Below are 18,996 nucleotides of genomic sequence, written 5' to 3' on the forward strand. Positions count from 1 at the left end.
GCGTTCCTGAACGAGGGTCGGTTGAGCGCACCGGCTGTGTTCCACTCGTTGTGCCGGGCACCCGCCGATGCGGCCGGGCGGAAATTCAACAGTCGTTGCTTGAGCGCTCGCTGAGCGTCGCACCGGTTTCGGCGTCGACCGAAGCGAGGCTGACCTCATAACCCCAGAGGCTTCGGACATGGCGCAGGGTCGCGTCGCGGCTGCCGCTGTCGAGCAGTACGCCCTCCTTCACCTTGTGCTGCAGCCGCAAATGCCGGTTACCGAGCAGGTCGACATCCACCACCTGGATATCCGGCCGGCTCGCCCCGATGTCGTAGCTCTGGGCCAGCGCGGCACGTATCTTTTGGTAGCCGCGCTCGTTGTGGATCGAGGCGACCTCGTAATGCGCGTTGTCGGCCTGATCGGCCAGGACAAACATCCGCCATTTCCGTATCAGGGCTGGGCTGAGGTGCTGGCGGATGAAGGATTCGTCGCGGTGGTTGGCCCAGGCGTCCAGGAGCACATCGCGCCAGTCACCCCGGCCCGCAATGTCGGGAAACCAGTCGCGGTCTTCCGCCGTAGGCGCGGTCGAAATGCGCTGGATGTCCTGCATCATGTCGAGGCCGAGCGCGTATGGGTTGATACCGGAGAACCGGGGGTCGTCGAAGGCCGGCTGGAAGATCACATTGGAATGGTTGCGCAGGACCTCGAGCATGGCGCCCTCGCTGATCTGGCCGCGGTCGAACAATGCGTTCATGAGGGTGTAATGCACGAAGGTGGCGCAGCCTTCATTCATCACCTGCGTTTGCCGCTGCGGATAGAAATACTGCGCGACGATGCGCACGATGCGGATGATCTCGCGCTGCCAGGGCTCCAGGATAAGACTGTTCTTCTCGAGGAAATAGAGCAGATTTTCCTCGGGCAGGTTGAGCGATTTCTTCCGCTCCGCCAAGCCTTCGTCCTTCTTCTCCGTCTTGCTGCTCTCCTGCGAGTGTGGCAGCGTGCGCCACAAGTCGTTGTAGGAGCGTTCTTCATACTCCAGGCGCTCGCGCAGCCCTTCACGCTGCCGCTCCGACGACAGCTTTGGCGGCCTGTGGTATCGGAACACGCCTTGTTCCATCAGCGCGTGGGCGCAGTCGAGAATGCTTTCCACGGCCGACAGTCCGTGCCGCTCCTCGCATCGGGCGATGTAGCCCTTGGCGAACTCCAGGTAGCTCAGAATCCCCCCGGCGTCGGTCCACTGCCGGAACAGGTGATTGTTCTTGAAGAAATGATTGTGTCCGAGCGCCGCATGCGCCGTCACCAGGGCCTGCAAGGCCATGGTGTTTTCCTCCATCAGGTAGACGATGCAGGGATTGGAGTTGATGACCAGTTCGTAAGCCAGGCCCCGTCCACCCTTGCGGTAGAGAAAATCCTGGTACAGGAAATGCTTGCCGAACGACCAATGACGGTACATCAGCGGCATGCCGACCGATGAATAGGCGTCGAGCATCTGTTGCGAGGAAATGATTTCCATCTGCACCGGATAGGTGTCCAGCTTGAGGTCCTCGATGGCGATTGCCGCGATCGCCTCGTAGGCGTGCGACAATTTCAGGAAATCCCAGTCGGATCCGGAAAAGAGCAAACCGGGTTTGCTGGCTGTCCTGGCCATGGTTCCCCTCAGGCGCTCTTCCGGAGCGCGGGCTGTTTGGCGAAGAGCTGACGAAAGACAGGATAGATATCGGCGGCCGTGGCTATGCGGCTCATCTGGAAGTTCGGCCAGTTCGATTCGATGGCGCTGTAGGCTCGCCAGAGCGACGTCCCGTTTTCAGTCGCACCGAAGATGTGACTCTCGCGTTCGTCGATGATCTCGACATAGGCGAAATACTGGCACAGGCGCATGAGCTTGCCGTTCAGCAGGGCGATGCAGCGCTCGGAATCGGTGGCGAAATTGTCGCCATCCGAGGCCTGGGCGGCGTAGATGTTCCACTCGCTCGCGGGGTAACGCTGCTCGATGACGCGATGCATCTCCTCGAGCGCGGTGGAAACGACGGTGCCACCGCTTTGCGAGCAGTAGAAGAAGGTTTCCTCATCCACCTCCTGCGCCTCGTGCGTGTGGCGGATGAAGACGATTTCGGTGCGTTCATAACGTCGCTTCAGGAACAGGTGCAGCAGCACGAAGAAGCGCTTGGCCAAGTCCTTCTCGCGCTCGCCCATCGAGCCTGACACATCCATCAGGCAGAACATGACCGCTTTCGCATTCGGCACCGGGCGCTGGTCGAAGCGGTTGAACCGGATGTCGACCGGGTCGACGAAGGCGATCCGCCGGCGCCGGCGCTCCAGCCGCTCGATCTCTTCTTTGAGCGCCACGACGCGCTCGCGCGCTTGAGCATCAGGCGGTGCGGCCTCCAGCAAGGCGAGTTCCTGCGTGATCGCATCGACCGCCGCTTGCTTGGGGCGCCTGAGCGCAATGCGGCGGCCGTGGCTGTTGCGCATCGTGCGGCCGACATTGATGTTGGTTGGCGAACCGGTGGCGGCGAAACCCGCCCGGCGCGGCTTGAAGGCAAGGATCTCCTTGAGATTGAGCTTGACCAGGTCGGGCAGTTCGAGATCCTCGAAGAAGAGATCGAGCACCTCCTCGCGCGAAAGCACGAAACGAAAGTCGTCCTCGGACGCGGTTTTTCCCGGTGACGAACCGCCCATGCCTCCGCCCTGACCGGGCTTGGCGATCAGGTCGCCTTGGGAGAATTGCCTGTTGCCCGGCAGGATGTGCCGGCGCCGGCCGGTGTCCCTGGCGTCGTTGAAGGTCGGCTCGCCAGTGCCTCTTTCGGGCATCGGCACGACATGCTCCGCGTCCACGTCGGCGATCCGCCCAGCGCGGATCTGGTCGCGAATGCTGCGCTTTAGCTCCTCGCGGGCACGCCTGAGAAAGCGCTGGCGGTTGCCAAGGCTTTTGTCCTTCGGATTCAGGCGGCGGTCGATAAAGATCGGCATGCAACCATCCGGACTGCTCTCAGCCCGCCTTGTTCACCCGCATGTACCAATCGACCAGCCGGCGCACCTGCCGTTCCGTATAGCCGCGCTCCACCATCCGCTGGACGAATTCATTATGCCGCTTTTCGGTGACGCTATCCTGCTTGGAGCCGAAGCTGATCACGGGCAGGAGGTCCTCGACCTGGCCGAACATGCGCTTTTCGATAACCTCGCGCAGCTTCTCGTAGCTCGTCCATGACGGGTTGCGGCCATGGTTGCGCGCCCGGGCACGCAGCGTGAACTTCACCACCTCGTTGCGGAAGTCCTTCGGATTGGCGATGCCTGCCGGTTTTTCGACCTGCGACAGTTCGTTGTCCAACACCTCGCGATTGAGGATTTGGCCGGTGTCGGGGTCCTTGTAGTCCTGGTCCTCGATCCAGGCATCGGCATAGGCGATGTAGCGGTCGAACAGGTTCTGGCCATATTCGCTATAGGACTCCAGATAGGCCTTCTGGATTTCATGGCCGATGAACTCGGCGTAACGGGCGGCCAGCTCCGACTTGATGAATTCGAGATAGGCGGCTTCCGTCTCCTTCGGAAACTGCTCCCGTTTGATCGCCTCTTCCAGGATGTACATAAGATGCACGGGGTCCGCCGCGACCTCGTTGGTGTCGTAGTTGAACGTCTGCGACAGGATCTTGAAGGCGAAGCGCGTGCTGACGCCGGTCATGCCTTCGTCGACGCCGGCGGCGTCGCGATATTCCTGGACTGACTTCGCCCTCGGGTCGACTTCCTTGAGGTTCTCGCCATCATAGGCGCGCATTTTGGTGTGCAGCGGCGAATTGTCGTGCTCGGCAAGGCGTGTCGAGACGCTGAACCNGGCGCGCATTTTGGTGTGCAGCGGCGAATTGTCGTGCTCGGCAAGGCGTGTCGAGACGCTGAACCGGCTGAGGATGTCCAACACCTCGGGCGCGCAGGGGCTGGCGGCCAATTCACTCTCGCGCAGCAGCTTCTCGTAGATCTGCCTCTCTTCGGTGATGCGCAGGCAATACGGCACCTTGACCACGAGGATGCGATCGAGAAACGCCTCATTGTTCTTGTTGTTTTTGAACTGTTGCCACTCGGATTCGTTGGAATGGGCAACGATGATGCCCTGGTACGGAAAGGCACCGAAATTCTCGGTGCCGTTGTAACTGCCTTCCTGGGTCGCCGTCAGCAATGGATGCAGCACCTTGATGGGCGCCTTGAACATCTCGACGAATTCGAGCAGGCCTTGCGTCGTTCGGTTCAGCCCGCCGCTGTAGGAATAAGCGTCAGGGTCGGACTGGCTGAAATTTTCCAATTGCCTGATGTCGACCTTGCCAACCAGGGCCGAGACGTCCTGATTGTTCTCGTCGCCAGGCTCGGTCTTGGCGATGCCGATCTGGCGCAGCCGCGACGGCATCAGTTTGACGACGCTGAATTTGGAAATGTCGCCGGACAGTTCGTCGAGGCGCTTGGCCGCCCATGGCGAGATAAGTCCGTTCAGGCGGCGCCGGGCTATCCCGTATTTGTCCTCCAGGAGATCGCTCATGCGATCGGGATGGAACAGGCCAAGCGGCGATTCGAAAACCGGACTGATCTGGTTGCCGACCTTCAGCGTGTAGATCGGGCGCTCTTCCATCAATTTCTTCAACCGTTCGGCCAAGGAGGATTTGCCGCCGCCGACCGGACCCAAGAGGTAGAGGATCTGCTTGCGCTCCTCGAGGCCCTGGGAGGCATAGCGGAAATAGCCGGCGATGCGCTCGATCGTATCTTCCATCCCGTAAAAGTCGGAGAAGGAGGGATATATCTTGACGGTCCGGTTCGAGAAGATACGGCCTAGCCGCTCGTCCTTGCTGGTGTCGACCAGGTTTGGCTCGCCGATCGCCTCGACCATTCGTTCCGGCGCCGAGGCATACATCGATTTGTCCTCGCGGCAGGCGAGCAGATATTGCTGGAGACTTATCTCTTCCTGGGCGGCGTTCGCATAAATTTCCGAGAAGAGATGGAAGACGTCGGATTGGTTCTCACGCATGTTCGTTGCCTTCGGAGCCATTTTGATGGGGCTCGCATATTCAACTGCGGGAAGGCATTGTTTGTTCCGTCGGCGCGCATGCATCTGGTACTGAAATCCAAACAACGCTCCGGCCCGAATGGCCGCCCATCAACCGCGATTTCGGCGGAGATGACGGCAGTGCGCCGAACGCCGCGGCGCCAGCGTTCCTGAAATCGACGATCGCCTGATCCTGCCGACCGTCGCTCGCCCATTCCGTGGCTGGATCATGCCAAAAGCGGCGGCGGGATATTGCCGTGCCGATATCCGCGGGTGCAATTGCTCTTCGTGAATGGGAGAAAATTTGCATGAATGGCGCCGATGTTCTGTGCGACGTGCTGTTGGCTAATGACGTGAATGTCTGCTTCGCCAATCCCGGCACATCCGAAATGCATTTCGTCGCGGCCCTCGACCGCAAGCCGGCGATGCGCTGCGTGCTCGGCCTGTTCGAGGGGGTGGTGACGGGTGCGGCCGACGGCTATGCGCGCATGACCGATCGACCCGCCGCGACGCTGCTGCACACCGGCCCGGGCCTCGCCAATGGGCTGGCCAACATGCACAATGCAAGGCGCGCCTTCAGCCCGATGATCAACATCGTCGGGGACCATGCCTCCTACCATCTGCCGCTCGACGCGCCGCTCACCAGCGACATAGAGGGGCTGGCGGCGCCGATGTCGAAGTGGGTGCGCCGCATCGAAGGGCCCACGGATGTCCAACCGGCCACGGAGGCGGCCCTTCGCGCCTCGCTGACACCGCCGGGTGTCGCAACGCTGATCCTGCCGGCGGACGCGGCCTGGGGCGACGCCGACGCGGTTTCGCCCGTCAAAGTGGAACTCGCATCGCCGCGAGCCGTCGACATCGACGCCGTGCGAGCGGTGGCTACCGCGATCCGTGCCGCTCCCGGGCGCGTCGGCATGATCGTTCGGGGACGGGCGGCGCGAGCCGATGCCCTCGAGATCGCCGGCCAGATTTCAGCGGCCTGCGATGTCAGGCTGTTCAGCGAGGTGTTGATCGCGCGTATGCAGCGCGGGCGCGGGCGTGTCGCGCCGACGCGCATTCCCTATCCCGTCGACGCGGCGACGGCAGCGCTCAGGGATATCGATGTCCTTGTGCTGATCGGCGGAAAGGAGCCGGTCGCCTTCTTCGCCTATCCGGGAAAACCGGGAAGGCTTGTCCGTGACGATTGCCAGGTGCTGACGCTCGCCGCCCATGGTCAGGATCTGCATGCGGCGCTGGAGGCGCTTCGCGACGAACTACGCGTCAAGCAATCGCAACCGGCGTTGGTTGCAAGCGCCTTTCCCGAGGAGGCAACACCAACCGGCAGATTGACGGAAGATGCAATTGCACTCTCCGTCGCCAAAAAGCTGCCGGGCGACGCGATCGTTTGCGACGAGGCGGTCACTTCGGCGCGACGCTTCTTCGCGCTGTCGGCCTTTGCCGCGCCGCACGACTATATGATGGGCACGGGCGGGTCGATCGGCGGCGGCATTCCGCTGGCGACAGGCGCGGCGATCGCCTGTCCCGGCCGCAAGGTAATCAATCTGGAGGCCGACGGCAGCGGCATGTACACGGTGCAGGGCCTGTGGACGCAGGCGCGGGAAAATCTCGACGTGGTGACGATCGTCTTTTCCAACCGCACCTATGCGATCCTGCATGGCGAAATGCGCAATGTCGGGGTGAACGCGATCGGCGAAAATGCCAGGCGCATGCTCGACCTCGACCATCCGGCGCTGGACTGGGTTTCGCTGGCCAAAGGCATGGGCGTGGAGGCGGCGCGTGCCGACACCTGCGAGCGGTTTAACGCGCTGCTCGATGCCGCCTTGTCGCGGCGCGGGCCATTCCTGATCGAAGCGATAATCTGAACAGCGCGAGACGCGCGCTACAGCTCAGCTCGGGGACTTGGCCTACCAGCGCGTCTGTTCGCCGGGCGCCGCGGGCTCGATAGCCAGTGCGTGAACGCCGGCCTTCAACTCGTCGGCCAGCAGTTCGTTGACGGCGCGGTGGCGCTCGACGCGGCTCATGCCAACAAAATTCGCCGAGACGATACGGACACGGAAATGTGTCTCGCCGGTGCCATCGAACTCAGCGTGGTGACCGGATTCCACGTGATGATGGCCGGCGTGGAGATGGCTTTCGTTGAGGATGACCAGCCGCTCGGGCGAAAATGCCCTGTTGAGCTTGTCTTCCATGGTCGCCTGTATGGACATCGTCTTCTCCCTTCACCACATATGGTCGGCGCGCCGGCGTGAAAACCGGAAACAGGATTCGCCGGGCCGCCGGCGCGCAACAAAATCGGTCGTTCGCCTGCTTTAAGCCGCGATTCAGCGGTTAGGGCGATCATCGCGAAAATGTCAATTCTTGTTTCGCATCTGCGAACGCCCCATAAATGGGTTAGATGAAGCCGTATCCCAAATATTTCGAGAAGATTCGCGTCCGCCCCGACAAGGACGCGGAGGTGAAGGCGCACGCGCCGATCTGCCAGTGGGATGGCTGCAAGGAGGCGGGCACGCATCGCGCGCCGGTCGGCCGCATGAAGGAGGGCGAGTATTTCCGCTTCTGCTTCGACCATGTGCGTGAGTACAACAAGGGCTTCAACTACTTCTCCGGCGTGCCGGACACCGAGGTGGCGCGCTTCCAGAAGGAAGCGATGACCGGCCACCGGCCGACTTGGAAGATGGGCGTCAACGGCGCCTCGACGCGTTCTTCGCCCGACATGGCGCAGATGCGCTCCGGCCGCGCGGGCTATTACAACCGCATGCGCGACCCGTTCGACCTGTTCAAGGGACCGAAGGATCCGCGCGAGGCGCGCGAGCGCAAGGCCAAGCCGCTTGAGGCCAAGGCGCTGGAAACGCTTGGCCTTGATACAAAGGCGACTGGCAAGGACATCAAGGCGCGCTATAAGGAACTGGTGAAGCGTCACCATCCGGATGCGAATGGCGGCGACAGAGGTTCGGAAGACCGGTTCCGCGATGTGCTTCAGGCCTATCGCGTGCTCAAACAGGCGGGCCTGTGCTGAGCGACCCTATGGTTCGTGTCGTTTTCCAACTTTCATAAGGTTGGAAAAGGCTCTAAGACCGCCCCCGAACAAAATGGATTGCCGGCGAAACGCGACGTTTCGCCCGTGGAGACGTTGAGAGATATGAACAAGGTCGATCGCGACATCGCCAACCTGCCCGACACGACGGTGTCGGTGAAGGAGAAATTCGGTTTCGAGTCCAAGATGGTGGTGCCAGCGTACTCGGTCACCAGCGAGCATGTGCCCGATGTCGATCCCGACTATCTGTTCGACAAGGCGACGACCTTGGCGATCCTCGCCGGGTTTGCCTACAACCGCCGCGTCATGGTGTCGGGCTATCACGGCACCGGCAAGTCGACCCATATCGAACAGGTCGCCGCCCGCCTCAACTGGCCCTGCGTGCGCGTCAATCTCGACAGCCATGTCAGCCGTATCGATCTCGTCGGCAAGGACGCGATCGTGGTCAAGGACGGCCTGCAGATCACTGAATTCCGCGACGGCATCCTGCCCTGGGCCTACCAGCACAATGTGGCGCTCTGCTTCGACGAGTATGACGCCGGCCGTCCGGACGTGATGTTCGTCATCCAGCGCGTGCTGGAATCGTCCGGCCGACTGACGCTGCTCGACCAGAGCCGGGTCATCCGCCCGCATCCGGCGTTCCGGCTGTTTTCGACCGCAAATACGGTTGGTCTAGGCGACACCACTGGCCTTTATCACGGCACCCAGCAGATCAACCAGGCGCAGATGGACCGCTGGTCGATCGTTACCACGCTGAATTATCTGCCGCACGACAATGAAGTGAACATCGTGCTGGCCAAGGCCAAGCATTATCGCGACACCAAGGGCAAGGACATCGTCAACAAGATGGTGCGCGTCGCCGACATGACGCGCTCGGCCTTCATCAATGGCGACCTGTCGACGGTGATGAGCCCGCGTACCGTCATCACCTGGGCCGAGAATGCCGAGATCTTCGGCGATGTCGGCATGGCGTTCCGGCTGACCTTCCTCAACAAGTGCGACGAGCTGGAGCGTTCGGTGGTTGCCGAGTTCTACCAGCGCGCCTTCGGCCAGGATCTGCCCGAGAGCGCGGCCAATGTGGTGCTGGGCTAAGCAGAGCCTCTATGGCGGGTCCGGGCGACAATACGCGCAACAAGTCCAAGACGGGGTCTGAAGCCGACAGCTTCAAGCGCGCCGTCACCGTCTGCATGCGCGCCATTGCCGGCGACAAGGAAATGGAAGTCGGCTTCGCCAAGGACAGGCCGGCGCTGGCGGGCAGCCGTGCGCGGCTGCCCGAACTGCCCAAGAAGGCATCGAAGTCCGACATCGCGATTACCCGCGGGCTCGGCGATTCCATGGCGTTGAAGCGCGCCTGCCATGATGTGCGCATCCACAGCAAGCTGGCGCCGGAAGGCAAGGCCGCCCGCGCCATCTACGACGCGGTCGAACAGGCCCGCGTCGAGGCGATCGGCAGCCGCGCCATGCAGGGCGTCGCCGACAATATAGGCTCGATGCTGGAGGACAAATACACCAAGGCCAACCTCGTCGACGTCAAGGATAAGGCGGACGCGCCCATCGAGGAGGCGCTGGCGCTGATGGTGCGCGAAAAGCTGACCGGCCGGCCGGTGCCGAAGAGCGGCGAGCGGCTGGTCGAACTCTGGCGGCCCTGGGTCGAGGAGAAGGCCAAGGCCGACCTCGACGGCCTGTCGGAAAAGCTCGAGGACCAGCAGGCCTTCGCCCGCGTCGTGCGCGAGATGCTTGCCTCCATGGAAATGGCCGAGGAACTCGGCGACGACCAGGAGACCGAAGACTCCGAGGACAATGACGACAACCAGCCGCAAGGCGAGGAACAAAGCGAGGAAGGCGGCGAGGACGATTCAGGCTCCGAGCAGTCCCAGTCCGAGGACGCCGAGGCATCGGCCGACGACGAGCAATCGGCGGAGACGGAAGCCTCCGACGCCACCGCTGACGATTTGTCCGACGACGACGATGCCGATGCCGAGACGCCCGGCGAGGCTAGGCGCAACGACAATCCCTTCACCAATCTGCCGAAGGAAATCGACTACAAGGTTTACACGTCAGCTTTCGACGAGACGGTCGGCGCGGAGGAGCTCTGCGAAGAGGAAGAACTCGACCGGCTGCGCGCCTTCCTCGACAAGCAACTCGCCAATCTGTCGGGCGTGGTCGGACGGCTCGCCAACCGGCTGCAGCGCCGGCTGATGGCGCAGCAGAACCGGTCCTGGGATTTCGACCTGGAAGAGGGCTATCTCGACCCGGCGCGACTGGTGCGCGTCGTCATCGATCCGATGCAGCCGCTGTCGTTTAAGCAGGAGCGCGACACCAAGTTCCGCGACACGGTGGTGACGCTGGTGCTCGACAATTCCGGCTCGATGCGTGGCCGGCCGATCACGGTCGCCGCCACCTGCGCCGATATTCTGGCGCGCACGCTGGAGCGCTGCGGCGTCTCGGTCGAGATCCTCGGCTTTACCACGCGGGCCTGGAAGGGCGGACAGGCGCGCGAGAAGTGGCTGAAGGACGGCAAGCCGCCGAACCCCGGCCGCCTCAACGATCTGCGTCATATCATCTACAAATCCGCCGATCATCCATGGCGGCGGGCACGCCGCAACCTTGGCCTGATGATGCGCGAAGGCCTGCTCAAGGAAAATATCGACGGCGAGGCGCTGCTGTGGGCGCACAATCGGCTGATTGCCCGGCCTGAACAGCGCAAGATCCTGATGATGATCTCGGACGGCGCGCCGGTCGACGATTCCACGCTGTCGGTCAATCCGGGCAATTATCTCGAGCGGCATCTGCGCGCTGTCATCGAATTGATCGAGACGCGCTCACCGGTCGAGCTGCTGGCCATCGGCATAGGCCATGACGTCACGCGCTACTACAGGCGCGCTGTCACCATCGTCGATGCCGAGGAACTGGCCGGCGCGATGACCGAGCAGCTGGCGTCGCTGTTCGCCGAGGAGAGCGCGAAGGATACGCGTCGCGGCGGCGTGCGGCGCGCCGGATGATCTTTTCGCGAGGCGGGTTTAGGCAAACGCTTTTCGCCGCCATCGTCCTGCTCGCCGGTGTTCCGGCAGGTTCGGCCGGCTCGGCTCCAGTTGAACCTGTCGCCGTCTCGGCACGCCCGATCACCGAATTCCACATTGGCCGCGCCGACAAGCAATTCGGTCCGCTCGAATTCGTCGGTGGGCTGGAAATGACGTCGCCATCACGCGATTTCGGCGCGTTGTCGGCCTTTCGGTTCCTGAAAGCGGGCAGTGATTTCATCGGTGTTGCCGACACCGGTTACTGGTTCTTCGGCTCGGTGGCCCGCGACGCCGACAGGCGACCCCTCGGCATCCAGAATTTTCGCATGCAGCAGATGGCCGACCAGAGCGGGCAGCCGATCGACGAAAAATGGGAAGTCGACGCCGAAGGCCTCGCGGTCAAGGACGGCATTGCCACCGTCGGTTTCGAGCGCAACCACCGCGTCTCCCAATTCAGGATCGAACCGGACACCATGAAGGCGCCATTCAGGCAGCTGGATTTCCTGGTGCCGCCGCGGGAGCTGCGGCAGAACCGCGGCTTCGAGACAGTTACCCATTCAAATGCCAATGGCCAGCATCAAGGCGGCCTGGTCGTGGTGTCGGAGAAGAGCCTCGACAAATCAGGCAACATCTACGCCGCCATTATCGAAGGCCCGCATAGGGGCGTCTTCACCATCAAGCGCAACGACGATTTCGACATCACCGACGGCGCCTTCCTGCCGGATGGCGACCTCTTGCTGCTGGAGCGCAGCTTCACCATGGCGGGCGGCCTCAAGATGCGGCTGCGGCGCATTTATGGGGAGAGCGTCGAGAAGGGCGCCGTCGCCGACGGGCCGGTGCTGCTGCAAGCCGACATGGGCTACCAAATCGACAATATTGAAGGGCTCGACGTCTGGAGCCGGGATGACGGCGCGCTGATGGTGTCGCTGATCTCCGACGACAACCATTCGATCCTGCAGCGCAATCTCTATCTGGAATTCATTCTGCTTCAGGATTGAGGGGCAGCCCTTCGCGACGCCCCACCAGCGATCTTGCGGCGATTTTGTCCATGCGCCGGCCATCCCACAGTCTTTGCCCCGACAAGCCACTGAATCCGGGCCAGTGTCGCGACGACCGCCAGGCAAAAACACTTTAGTCTGGGCTTGACAATTAAAGTGGCGCCGACAATACTCAAGTCCATGCTTAACAATTCAGGGATCGACGTTATACTTCGCGCGCTTGTCGAGCCCACCCGCCGACAGATCCTGGAAAGGTTGAGCAGCGGACCGGCCACCGTCAGCCAGCTGGCGGAGCCGTTCGGCATGACGTTTGCCGCCGTGCTGCAGCATCTGCAGGCGTTGGAGGCCTGTGGGCTGATCCGCAGCGAAAAGATCGGGCGAGTGCGCACCTGCCGGATCGAACCGGGCGGGCTCGCTCCGCTCGCCGACTGGATTGCCGAGCGCCGCTTACCGGCGGAACGCCACCTCGACCGTCTTGGCCAGATTCTGGCCGAGACAGACCAATTCCCCAAGAAAAATCAGGAAAAGGACGAACCGCAATGAACCAGATCGCCCCCGCGAAAGACGAGCATTCCGTCATCCATTCCACTTTCACCGTCGAGCGAACCTATCCGCAATCGCCGTCATGTGTCTTCCATGCCTTCGGCGACAAGGAGACGGTGCGGCGCTGGCGCATTGAGGCGATGGTTTTAGCGTTGCCGAGTTCAGCTTCGACTTTCGTGTCGGTGGCGGCGAGGTGTCTCGCTTCAGCTATGGCGACGGCCCTGAGATCAGGCTCGACGCGCAATTCCAGTATATCGTTGCCGACCAGCGCATCGTGTTTTCCTACAGGATGGCGGTCGGGCCGCAGCCCATGTCGGCATCGCTGACCACCGTGGAGCTGACGCCTTCGGGCGACGGCACAAGGCTGACCTACACCGAGCAGGGCGCCTTCTTCGACGGTGTCGATTCCGCCAAGGGGCGGGAAGAGGGACCCGCGGGCTGCTGGAGGCCCTTGCCACCGAACTTCAGCGGCCGAAGTAGCCCCGGCTGCCTACGGCCTCGACCTAGGATCATGAGCTGTTGGTGGCGATCCAGATGACATGGCGCGCGCCGCGCTTGCCGTTGGCGCGCGTGTTGACTTCCTCGACAGCGAAACCCGCCTGTTTCAACCGCCTCGTGAAGCCGGCATCCGGCCCTTGCGACCATACGGCCAGGACTCCGCCCGGTCTTAGGGCGGTGCGTGCGGCGGCGAGGCCAGCCACGCTGTAGAGCGCGTCGTTGCCCTTGTGGACGATGCCTTCGGGGCCATTGTCGACGTCGAGCAGGATCGCGTCCCAGGCAATGGGTGCGGACCGTATGAGCTGGCCGACATCGGTTTCGCGGATGGTGACGCGGGGATCATCGAGCGAGCCGGCAAAAATCTCGGCCATCGGGCCGCGTGCCCAGGCGACGACGGCCGGCACCAGTTCCGCGACGACGATCGCGGTGTTGTCGCCCAATTCGGCGAGGGCAGCGCGCAGCGTAAAACCCATGCCGAGCCCGCCGATCAGGATTCTCGGCCGACGATGACCCGCAATCCCCTGGCAGGACAGTTTTGCCAGCGCTTCTTCGGAGCCGCTCAGTCGGCTGTTCATCAGCTCGTTGGTACCAAGCATGATCGAGAATTCAGAACCGCGCTGTTTCAGCCGCAGTTCCTGCCGGCCATCAGGCGTTTTCGCGGAGTCCAGCTGGATCCAGGGAATCACTGCTAGGCCGCGGCAACGGCCGGCTGGCTCCAGCGGGCGGCGAGCAGCCGGTAAGGGATCAGAGCCACGACAGCGATGATCAGTTTCACACTAAGATCGCCGAGCGCCCAGGACACCCAGCGCATGGCGTCGACATGAAACACCCCCATCAATGGGGCGCTCTCCAGCGCAAACCCGTCGCTTGGGCCGACGAAGGCAAAGGCGGCTGAAAAGGCGACGCCGAAGAACACGAGGGTGTCGAACACCGATCCAACCAGCGTGCCGACGATCGGCGCCCGCCACCAGCTCTGCCGGCGCAAACGGTTGAACACGGTCACATCGAGCAATTGCGCGGACAGGAATGCCGCTCCGGAAGCCGCCGCGATGCGCACCAGCCGGTCGGCTGATGTCTCGAATTCGATCAGGCCATGGCGGAACAGAAAGGGCGGGACGAGGATCGAGCAGACCACCGCCGTCATGAAGCCGACAAAGACGATCCGGCGCGCCGCGGCGGGCCCGTAACGGCGGTTGGCGAGGTCTGTGACCAGGAAAGAGAAGGGATAGGTGAAAGCGCCCCAGGTCAAAACGTCGGCGAGCGACAGGCCGCCGAGGTGGCCCTGCATGGGAAACTGCACGAGGATGTTCGATGCCACGACGACAAGTGCCATGGCGGCCACGAAAGGCAGGTACCGCGAAAAAGAAGACATTTTTTTATCCTGGGTAATGGAACCAGCGGAGCATCATGCCGAGGCAGCGCTCGCTTCGAAATTGAGCATCGGAGTGTCGAACCTTGCGGATCTATCCGATGCTCAGCGGCCAGCAAAGAGGCTGGCCAGGCGGTCGTCCCCCGCCTTTATCTGGATCTTACGCAGCGACCTGCTCGGCAAGCTTCTTGGCGATCTGCTTCTTCAAGAGACGCGCGCGCTGCGACAGTTCCTTGACGTCGGCCTTGGCCAGGAAGGCATCGAGGCCGCCGCGATGTTCGACCGAACGCAGCGCGTTGGCCGAGATGCGCAGGCGTACATTCTGGTTCAGCGCTTCCGAAATGAGCGTCACATTGACGAGGTTCGGCAGGAAGCGACGCTTGGTCTTGTTGTTGGCGTGGCTCACATTGTTGCCGGTCTGGACTGCCTTGGCAGTGAGTTCGCAGGTGCGGGACATGGTTCTAACCTTCAGTTCTCTCGGGGCCTGCCAAACCTTCGTACCCGCGCCGGGTGGCGCGCGGTTCTGGTCAGGCGGCCTTATGGAAAAGTTGGCGTTCCATAGTTGCATTTCACCGGGGCGTCAAGCTCCGGCTTCCGCACGGAAGCGCCCGGCTTTTCATATTAAGGCCGGATTTCACCGTATAAGCGGTCTCGTAGGGACACGCCAGACCGGAGTCGCCCGCCTCCGGCCGAAAACCAAGGATCCGATCCCGCCATGCCTCGTTCGTCTCACGCGCTTGTTGCCGCGCTTGTCATCGCCCTGCCGACCGCTGCGTCCGCTGCCTCGCCGCAGTCGTTCAAGGGCGAATACACGGTGTCGTTCCTTGGTCTCTCGATCGCCAGATCGACCTTTTCCAGCCATTATGAGAACGGTGCCTACGCGATCGAAGGCAGTGTCTCGGCGGCGGGTCTCGCCAAGCTGTTCGACGACACGCGGGGCACGATCTCGTCAAAAGGCACCATTTCGGGCCAGAAAATGGTGCCGCAGGCGTTTCGAGCCGACTACACCTCCGGCAAGAAGGCGTCTTCGATCGACATTCGCTTTAGCAATGGCAACGTGACCTCGACGCAGGTCATCCCTGCTCCGGGCAAGCGCGATCCCAAGGCCTGGGTGCCGCTCGGCGCCGGCGACCTGGCATCGGTGCTCGATCCGATGGCGGCGACCGTCATCCATGCCGACAGCCTCGACCAGGTCTGTGGCCGCAAGGTCAAGTTCTACGATGGCGAGATGCGCGCCGACCTGACGCTGACCTACGCCTCGAAAGGAACGATCTCGGTGCCGGGCTACAAGGGCGACACCGTCACCTGCCAGATGGGTTTCGACCCGGTGGCGGGCTATCGCAAGGGCCGCAAGGCGCTCAATTATCTCAAGAACAAAAGCCGCATGATGGTGACCTTTGCACCGCTCGGCCAAACCGGCGTATATGCGCCGATCCACGCCACGGTCGGAACGCAGATCGGCACCTTGACCATCAGCGCCAGACGGTTCGAAGCGGTACAATAAGGCACGCCACCGGGACAGAACGGGCGCGCCACTGGAGACAAAATGGGGCGCGCAACACTGATCGGCTTTTCGGCGGTCGCCATGTGGGCATTGCTGGCGTCGCTAACGGATGCGTCCGGCAAAGTGCCGCCATTCATGTTGTCGGCGATCACTTTCTCGATCGGCACCGGCGTTGGGTTTGTCACGCGACTGTTCATGCCGGCCACCGACAGGAGCCAAAAGATTCCTCCTCAGGTCTGGGCGATCGGCATTGCCGGCCTGTTCGGCTACCACTTCTTCTACTTCACCGCGCTGCGCAACGCGCCGGCGATCGAGGCGAGCCTGATTGCTTATCTCTGGCCGCTGCTGATCGTGCTGGGCTCGGCGCTGATGCCGGGCGAGAAGCTGGCCTGGAACCATGTCGTCGGCGCGCTGCTCGGCCTTGCCGGCACCGTGCTTATCGTCACCAAGGGCGGGGGCCTGGCCTTGGATGCGCGCTACGCCTTCGGTTACGCCATGGCCGCCATCTGCGCCCTGCTATGGTCGTCCTATTCCTTGCTGTCTCGAGGTTTCCCGTCGGTGCCGACCAGCATCGTCACCTGGTTCTGCGCGGCAACCGCCGTGCTGTCGCTCGTCTGCCACCTGGCGCTGGAACAAACGGTTCTGCCTGACGGCGCCGGCCACTGGCTGGCCGTGCTCGGGCTCGGCCTGATGCCGGTGGGCGCGGCCTTCTATGCCTGGGACATCGGTGTCAAGCGCGGCAACATCCAGGTGCTGGGTGCCGCGAGCTACGCGGCGCCGCTGCTGTCTACCCTGGTGCTGATCGCGGCCGGCGCCGCCGAACCGTCGCTGCGCATTCTGGCCGCCTGTGTGCTCATCACGGGCGGCGCGGCGCTAGCGGCAAAATCGCTGTTCCTGCGCAAGCCGGCTACGGAGAGCGGAGCCGGGGCATCCGAAGAGGGAGCCAGGGCATCCGAAGGCGGAGCCAGGGCATCCGAAGGCGGAGCCAGGGCATGACGATGCCGTTTGCCGGAGGCATCGACGCCAACGCCAATGCGACGCTGATCTTTTCGCTGGTGGCGGCGGTGATCTATGCCTTCACGCTTGGCATGCCGCCGACGCTGGCCCGCTCGGCGGCAAAGACACTTGCCGTCGCGATGCTCGCCGTACTCGCCGCAATACAAGGCGGGCCGCTGCTGCTGGTCGCCGCCCTTGCGCTGAGCGCCATGGGCGATGCCTTCTTGTCGCGCGACGGCGAAAAAGCCTTTCTGGGTGGACTGGCCAGTTTTCTCGTCGCCCACATCGTCTATGTCGCGTTGTTGCTGCGCAGCGGTGCCGGATTGGAGTTGCTAGGCGCCGAGCCCTGGCGCGGCGCGATCGCGCTGGCCATGGCGGTGTTCGCGATCGTCATGCTGGCGGCGCTTTGGCGCCGCGTTGGTCCCGGCTTGCGTATACCGATTGCCGTCTATGTCATGGCGATCCTGGCTATGGGCATGTCGGCGCTAACGACAAGCAATGTCTGGGTGATTGGTGGCGCCGTGCTGTTCATGGCATCGGACGGGCTGCTCGCCATGGAGAAATTTTTAGTGGCGGCCGTCTCGCCGCATCGCGCCTGGATGGGTTTGACCGTGTGGGTTTTGTACTATGCCGCCCAACTGGCGATCACGCTGGGATTCCTGCTGGGTTAAATCGGCTTCGGCTGCCAGCCCGGCTCGGCCAGTTCGAAGGCGGCGAAATCAAAACCCGGCGCCACCGTGCAGCCGACCAGCGTCCATTCGCCCAGTGTGCGCGCCGATTGCCACCAGCCCGCCGGCACGACGATCTGCGGCCGTTCACCCGCCGCGAGCTCGATGCCGAGAACCTGCTCGACAATGGCGCCGCCTTCTTCCCACATCGACAATGCCAATGGCGCGCCGGTATGAAAGTGCCAAACCTCGGCGGCGTCCCTGACCCGATGCCAGGCCGAAACCTGATGCTGTTCCAGCAGGAAGTAGATGGCTGTCGAATGGCCGCGCGCACCGCCGGCTTCGTCGCGAAAGGTTTCCGCGTACCAGCCGCCTTCCGGATGCGGCTTCAGGGCGAGCGTTGCTATGATTTCCGCGGAACTGGTCATAGGCAGAAAGTTGGCATGGTGGTCAGAAATTGTCCTTGCGCTTGCGGATCTCGGCGAAGACCTCGGCATCCCCGGCCTTTTCCATGCCGAGATGCTTGCGGATTGCCGGATCGTGCCAGCGCAGGAAGGGATTGGTCGACAGTTCCTCGCCGATCGTCGTCGGCAGCGTCGGCTTGTTGTGGACCCGCAGCGCCTCGATCCGCGCGGCGCGCTCCTTCAACGCCGAATTGGTGGGGTCGACGCTCAGCGCGAAACGGGCATTGGCGAGCGTGTATTCGTGGCCGCAATAGATTGTCGTCTCGGCGGGAAGGGCCGCGAGCTTCTTCAGCGAGTCGTACATCACCGGCGGCCTGCATTCGAACAGCCGCCCACAACCCAGCGCAAACAACGTATCCGCGGTGAACGCCACTTTCGATAACGGCAGATGGTAGGAGACATGGCCAGCGGTATGCCCGGGCGTGGCGATCACTTCGATGCGCTCGTTGCCGAGATGCAGGACGGAGCCTTCTTCGACGGTTTCATCGATGCCGGGGATCTTGGCCTTTTCCGCCTCCGGGCCGACGATGCGCAGCTTGAAGCGCTCCTTGAGCGCCAGATTCGCGTCGACGTGATCCATATGATGATGTGTGGTCAGGATCATCGTCGGCGTCCAGCCGGTGCGCTTGAGCGCGGCCAGGATCGGCGCTTCCTCGGGCGCGTCGATGATCGCGGTCTGGCCGCTTTCGCGGTCATGCACCAGCACGCCGAAATTGTCGGTGCGGCACATGAACTGTTCGATTTCGACCGGCATCGCATCTCTCCATTTACCGCCGCAGACATAGGGCGCCGCTGCGTGAATGTCATCCCGGATGAGAAAGCGAATGTCATCCCGGATGGCAAGCAAAGCGAATGTTATCCTGGGATGTCAAATTGACATACGTAGCCGGCCGCTTT

Annotated in this window: 19 protein-coding genes; 10 read left to right on the forward strand and 9 right to left on the reverse strand. The window is 62.7% G+C overall.

The genetic code is table 11. The features are described from left to right. Positions 1–85 precede the first annotated feature (85 nt). Genes X739_RS148400 through X739_RS148390 form a run of 3 tightly spaced genes read right to left on the reverse strand, consistent with a single transcriptional unit; the run spans position 86 to position 4,987 of the window. Positions 86–1,630, reverse strand: a complete 1,545-nt coding sequence (locus tag X739_RS148400) for a SpoVR family protein (RefSeq protein WP_023770824.1) — start codon at positions 1,628–1,630, stop codon at positions 86–88. Between the two features lie 8 nt (positions 1,631–1,638). Continuing rightward, a complete protein-coding gene (locus X739_RS148395) occupies positions 1,639–2,952 on the reverse strand; it encodes a YeaH/YhbH family protein (RefSeq protein WP_023770823.1) in 1,314 nt (437 codons plus the stop codon). A gap of 19 nt (positions 2,953–2,971) precedes the next feature. Then, on the reverse strand, positions 2,972–4,987 hold the full coding sequence (locus X739_RS148390) for a PrkA family serine protein kinase (protein WP_023795017.1): 2,016 nt from the start codon (positions 4,985–4,987) through the stop codon (positions 2,972–2,974). Between the two features lie 326 nt (positions 4,988–5,313). On the opposite strand from X739_RS148390, the gene X739_RS148385 reads away from it, so the two are divergent. Beyond that, entirely contained in the window at positions 5,314–6,867 is a 1,554-nt protein-coding gene (locus tag X739_RS148385; RefSeq protein ID WP_023795018.1) for an acetolactate synthase large subunit, read from the forward strand. A 42-nt stretch (positions 6,868–6,909) separates the two neighbouring features. Here X739_RS148385 and X739_RS148380 read toward each other — a convergent pair whose 3' ends face one another. Next, positions 6,910–7,212, reverse strand: coding sequence for a BolA family protein (locus tag X739_RS148380; RefSeq protein ID WP_023783594.1), 303 nt, complete (start codon positions 7,210–7,212; stop codon positions 6,910–6,912). A 188-nt stretch (positions 7,213–7,400) separates the two neighbouring features. Between X739_RS148380 and X739_RS148375 the strand changes: the two genes are divergently transcribed. The 6 genes from X739_RS148375 to X739_RS1000000170595 all read left to right on the forward strand — a co-directional run bounded on the left by X739_RS148375 (position 7,401) and on the right by X739_RS1000000170595 (position 13,138). Continuing rightward, positions 7,401–8,021, forward strand: a complete 621-nt coding sequence (locus tag X739_RS148375; RefSeq protein WP_023770821.1) for a J domain-containing protein — start codon at positions 7,401–7,403, stop codon at positions 8,019–8,021. Positions 8,022–8,144: 123 nt separating this feature from the next. Further along, positions 8,145–9,131, forward strand: a complete 987-nt coding sequence (cobS, locus tag X739_RS148370) for a cobaltochelatase subunit CobS (RefSeq protein WP_015315506.1) — start codon at positions 8,145–8,147, stop codon at positions 9,129–9,131. An 11-nt stretch (positions 9,132–9,142) separates the two neighbouring features. After that, the gene (gene cobT / locus X739_RS148365; protein WP_023770820.1) at positions 9,143–11,041 is read left to right on the forward strand and encodes a cobaltochelatase subunit CobT; all 1,899 of its coding nucleotides are present in this window, start codon (positions 9,143–9,145) and stop codon (positions 11,039–11,041) included. Then, positions 11,038–12,057 (forward strand): esterase-like activity of phytase family protein, encoded by a 1,020-nt coding sequence (locus X739_RS148360; RefSeq protein ID WP_023795019.1) that lies wholly within the window; start codon positions 11,038–11,040, stop codon positions 12,055–12,057. Before cobT ends, X739_RS148360 begins: the two co-directional genes overlap by 4 nt. Positions 12,058–12,237: 180 nt before the next feature. After that, entirely contained in the window at positions 12,238–12,600 is a 363-nt protein-coding gene (locus X739_RS148355) for a metalloregulator ArsR/SmtB family transcription factor (RefSeq protein WP_023770818.1), read from the forward strand. A 193-nt stretch (positions 12,601–12,793) separates the two neighbouring features. After that, positions 12,794–13,138, forward strand: coding sequence for an SRPBCC domain-containing protein (locus X739_RS1000000170595; protein ID WP_031252107.1), 345 nt, complete (start codon positions 12,794–12,796; stop codon positions 13,136–13,138). Here X739_RS1000000170595 and X739_RS148350 read toward each other — a convergent pair. From X739_RS148350 to rpmB, 3 genes are all read right to left on the reverse strand, one after another. After that, complete coding sequence (locus X739_RS148350; protein ID WP_023770816.1) at positions 13,110–13,784, reverse strand: spermidine synthase; 675 nt, start codon at positions 13,782–13,784, stop codon at positions 13,110–13,112. The two genes, X739_RS1000000170595 and X739_RS148350, sit on opposite strands and share 29 nt — an antisense overlap. A gap of 2 nt (positions 13,785–13,786) precedes the next feature. Next, entirely contained in the window at positions 13,787–14,470 is a 684-nt protein-coding gene (locus X739_RS148345) for a queuosine precursor transporter (protein ID WP_023770815.1), read from the reverse strand. A gap of 157 nt (positions 14,471–14,627) precedes the next feature. Beyond that, a complete protein-coding gene (gene rpmB, locus X739_RS148340; protein ID WP_010911765.1) occupies positions 14,628–14,924 on the reverse strand; it encodes a 50S ribosomal protein L28 in 297 nt (98 codons plus the stop codon). Positions 14,925–15,182: 258 nt separating this feature from the next. Between rpmB and X739_RS148335 the strand changes: the two genes are divergently transcribed. The 3 genes from X739_RS148335 to X739_RS148325 are packed head-to-tail and all read left to right on the forward strand — an operon-like array spanning position 15,183 to position 17,638. After that, positions 15,183–15,971 (forward strand): DUF3108 domain-containing protein, encoded by a 789-nt coding sequence (locus tag X739_RS148335; RefSeq protein ID WP_023783587.1) that lies wholly within the window; start codon positions 15,183–15,185, stop codon positions 15,969–15,971. A gap of 42 nt (positions 15,972–16,013) precedes the next feature. Continuing rightward, positions 16,014–16,967 (forward strand): EamA family transporter, encoded by a 954-nt coding sequence (locus tag X739_RS148330; protein WP_023795020.1) that lies wholly within the window; start codon positions 16,014–16,016, stop codon positions 16,965–16,967. Further along, on the forward strand, positions 16,964–17,638 hold the full coding sequence (locus tag X739_RS148325) for a lysoplasmalogenase family protein (RefSeq protein WP_023795021.1): 675 nt from the start codon (positions 16,964–16,966) through the stop codon (positions 17,636–17,638). The genes X739_RS148330 and X739_RS148325 overlap by 4 nt, the downstream gene beginning before the upstream one ends. Here X739_RS148325 and X739_RS148320 read toward each other — a convergent pair. Both X739_RS148320 and gloB read right to left on the reverse strand, forming a co-directional pair. Then, positions 17,635–18,063, reverse strand: coding sequence for a cupin domain-containing protein (locus X739_RS148320; RefSeq protein WP_023783584.1), 429 nt, complete (start codon positions 18,061–18,063; stop codon positions 17,635–17,637). The two genes, X739_RS148325 and X739_RS148320, sit on opposite strands and share 4 nt — an antisense overlap. A gap of 22 nt (positions 18,064–18,085) precedes the next feature. After that, positions 18,086–18,853 (reverse strand): hydroxyacylglutathione hydrolase, encoded by a 768-nt coding sequence (gene gloB, locus X739_RS148315; protein WP_023795022.1) that lies wholly within the window; start codon positions 18,851–18,853, stop codon positions 18,086–18,088. Positions 18,854–18,996: the final 143 nt, after the last annotated feature.

Source organism: Mesorhizobium sp. LNHC209A00 (assembly GCF_000502915.1).
Classification (GTDB): domain Bacteria; phylum Pseudomonadota; class Alphaproteobacteria; order Rhizobiales; family Rhizobiaceae; genus Mesorhizobium.

Bases quoted from the DNA above. Each gene is read 5' to 3' on its own strand.
- X739_RS148320 (WP_023783584.1), bottom strand. From the start codon at position 18,063: ATGACCAGTTCCGCGGAAATCATAGCAACGCTCGCCCTGAAGCCGCAT.
- X739_RS148400 (WP_023770824.1), bottom strand. From the start codon at position 1,630: ATGGCCAGGACAGCCAGCAAACCCGGTTTGCTCTTTTCCGGATCCGAC.
- rpmB (WP_010911765.1), bottom strand. From the start codon at position 14,924: ATGTCCCGCACCTGCGAACTCACTGCCAAGGCAGTCCAGACCGGCAAC.
- X739_RS148360 (WP_023795019.1), top strand. From the start codon at position 11,038: ATGATCTTTTCGCGAGGCGGGTTTAGGCAAACGCTTTTCGCCGCCATC.
- X739_RS148395 (WP_023770823.1), bottom strand. From the start codon at position 2,952: ATGCCGATCTTTATCGACCGCCGCCTGAATCCGAAGGACAAAAGCCTT.
- X739_RS148335 (WP_023783587.1), top strand. From the start codon at position 15,183: ATGCCTCGTTCGTCTCACGCGCTTGTTGCCGCGCTTGTCATCGCCCTG.
- cobT (WP_023770820.1), top strand. From the start codon at position 9,143: ATGGCGGGTCCGGGCGACAATACGCGCAACAAGTCCAAGACGGGGTCT.
- X739_RS148325 (WP_023795021.1), top strand. From the start codon at position 16,964: ATGACGATGCCGTTTGCCGGAGGCATCGACGCCAACGCCAATGCGACG.
- X739_RS148375 (WP_023770821.1), top strand. From the start codon at position 7,401: ATGAAGCCGTATCCCAAATATTTCGAGAAGATTCGCGTCCGCCCCGAC.
- gloB (WP_023795022.1), bottom strand. From the start codon at position 18,853: ATGCCGGTCGAAATCGAACAGTTCATGTGCCGCACCGACAATTTCGGC.
- cobS (WP_015315506.1), top strand. From the start codon at position 8,145: ATGAACAAGGTCGATCGCGACATCGCCAACCTGCCCGACACGACGGTG.
- X739_RS148345 (WP_023770815.1), bottom strand. From the start codon at position 14,470: ATGTCTTCTTTTTCGCGGTACCTGCCTTTCGTGGCCGCCATGGCACTT.
- X739_RS148330 (WP_023795020.1), top strand. From the start codon at position 16,014: ATGGGGCGCGCAACACTGATCGGCTTTTCGGCGGTCGCCATGTGGGCA.
- X739_RS148355 (WP_023770818.1), top strand. From the start codon at position 12,238: ATGCTTAACAATTCAGGGATCGACGTTATACTTCGCGCGCTTGTCGAG.
- X739_RS148385 (WP_023795018.1), top strand. From the start codon at position 5,314: ATGAATGGCGCCGATGTTCTGTGCGACGTGCTGTTGGCTAATGACGTG.
- X739_RS148380 (WP_023783594.1), bottom strand. From the start codon at position 7,212: ATGTCCATACAGGCGACCATGGAAGACAAGCTCAACAGGGCATTTTCG.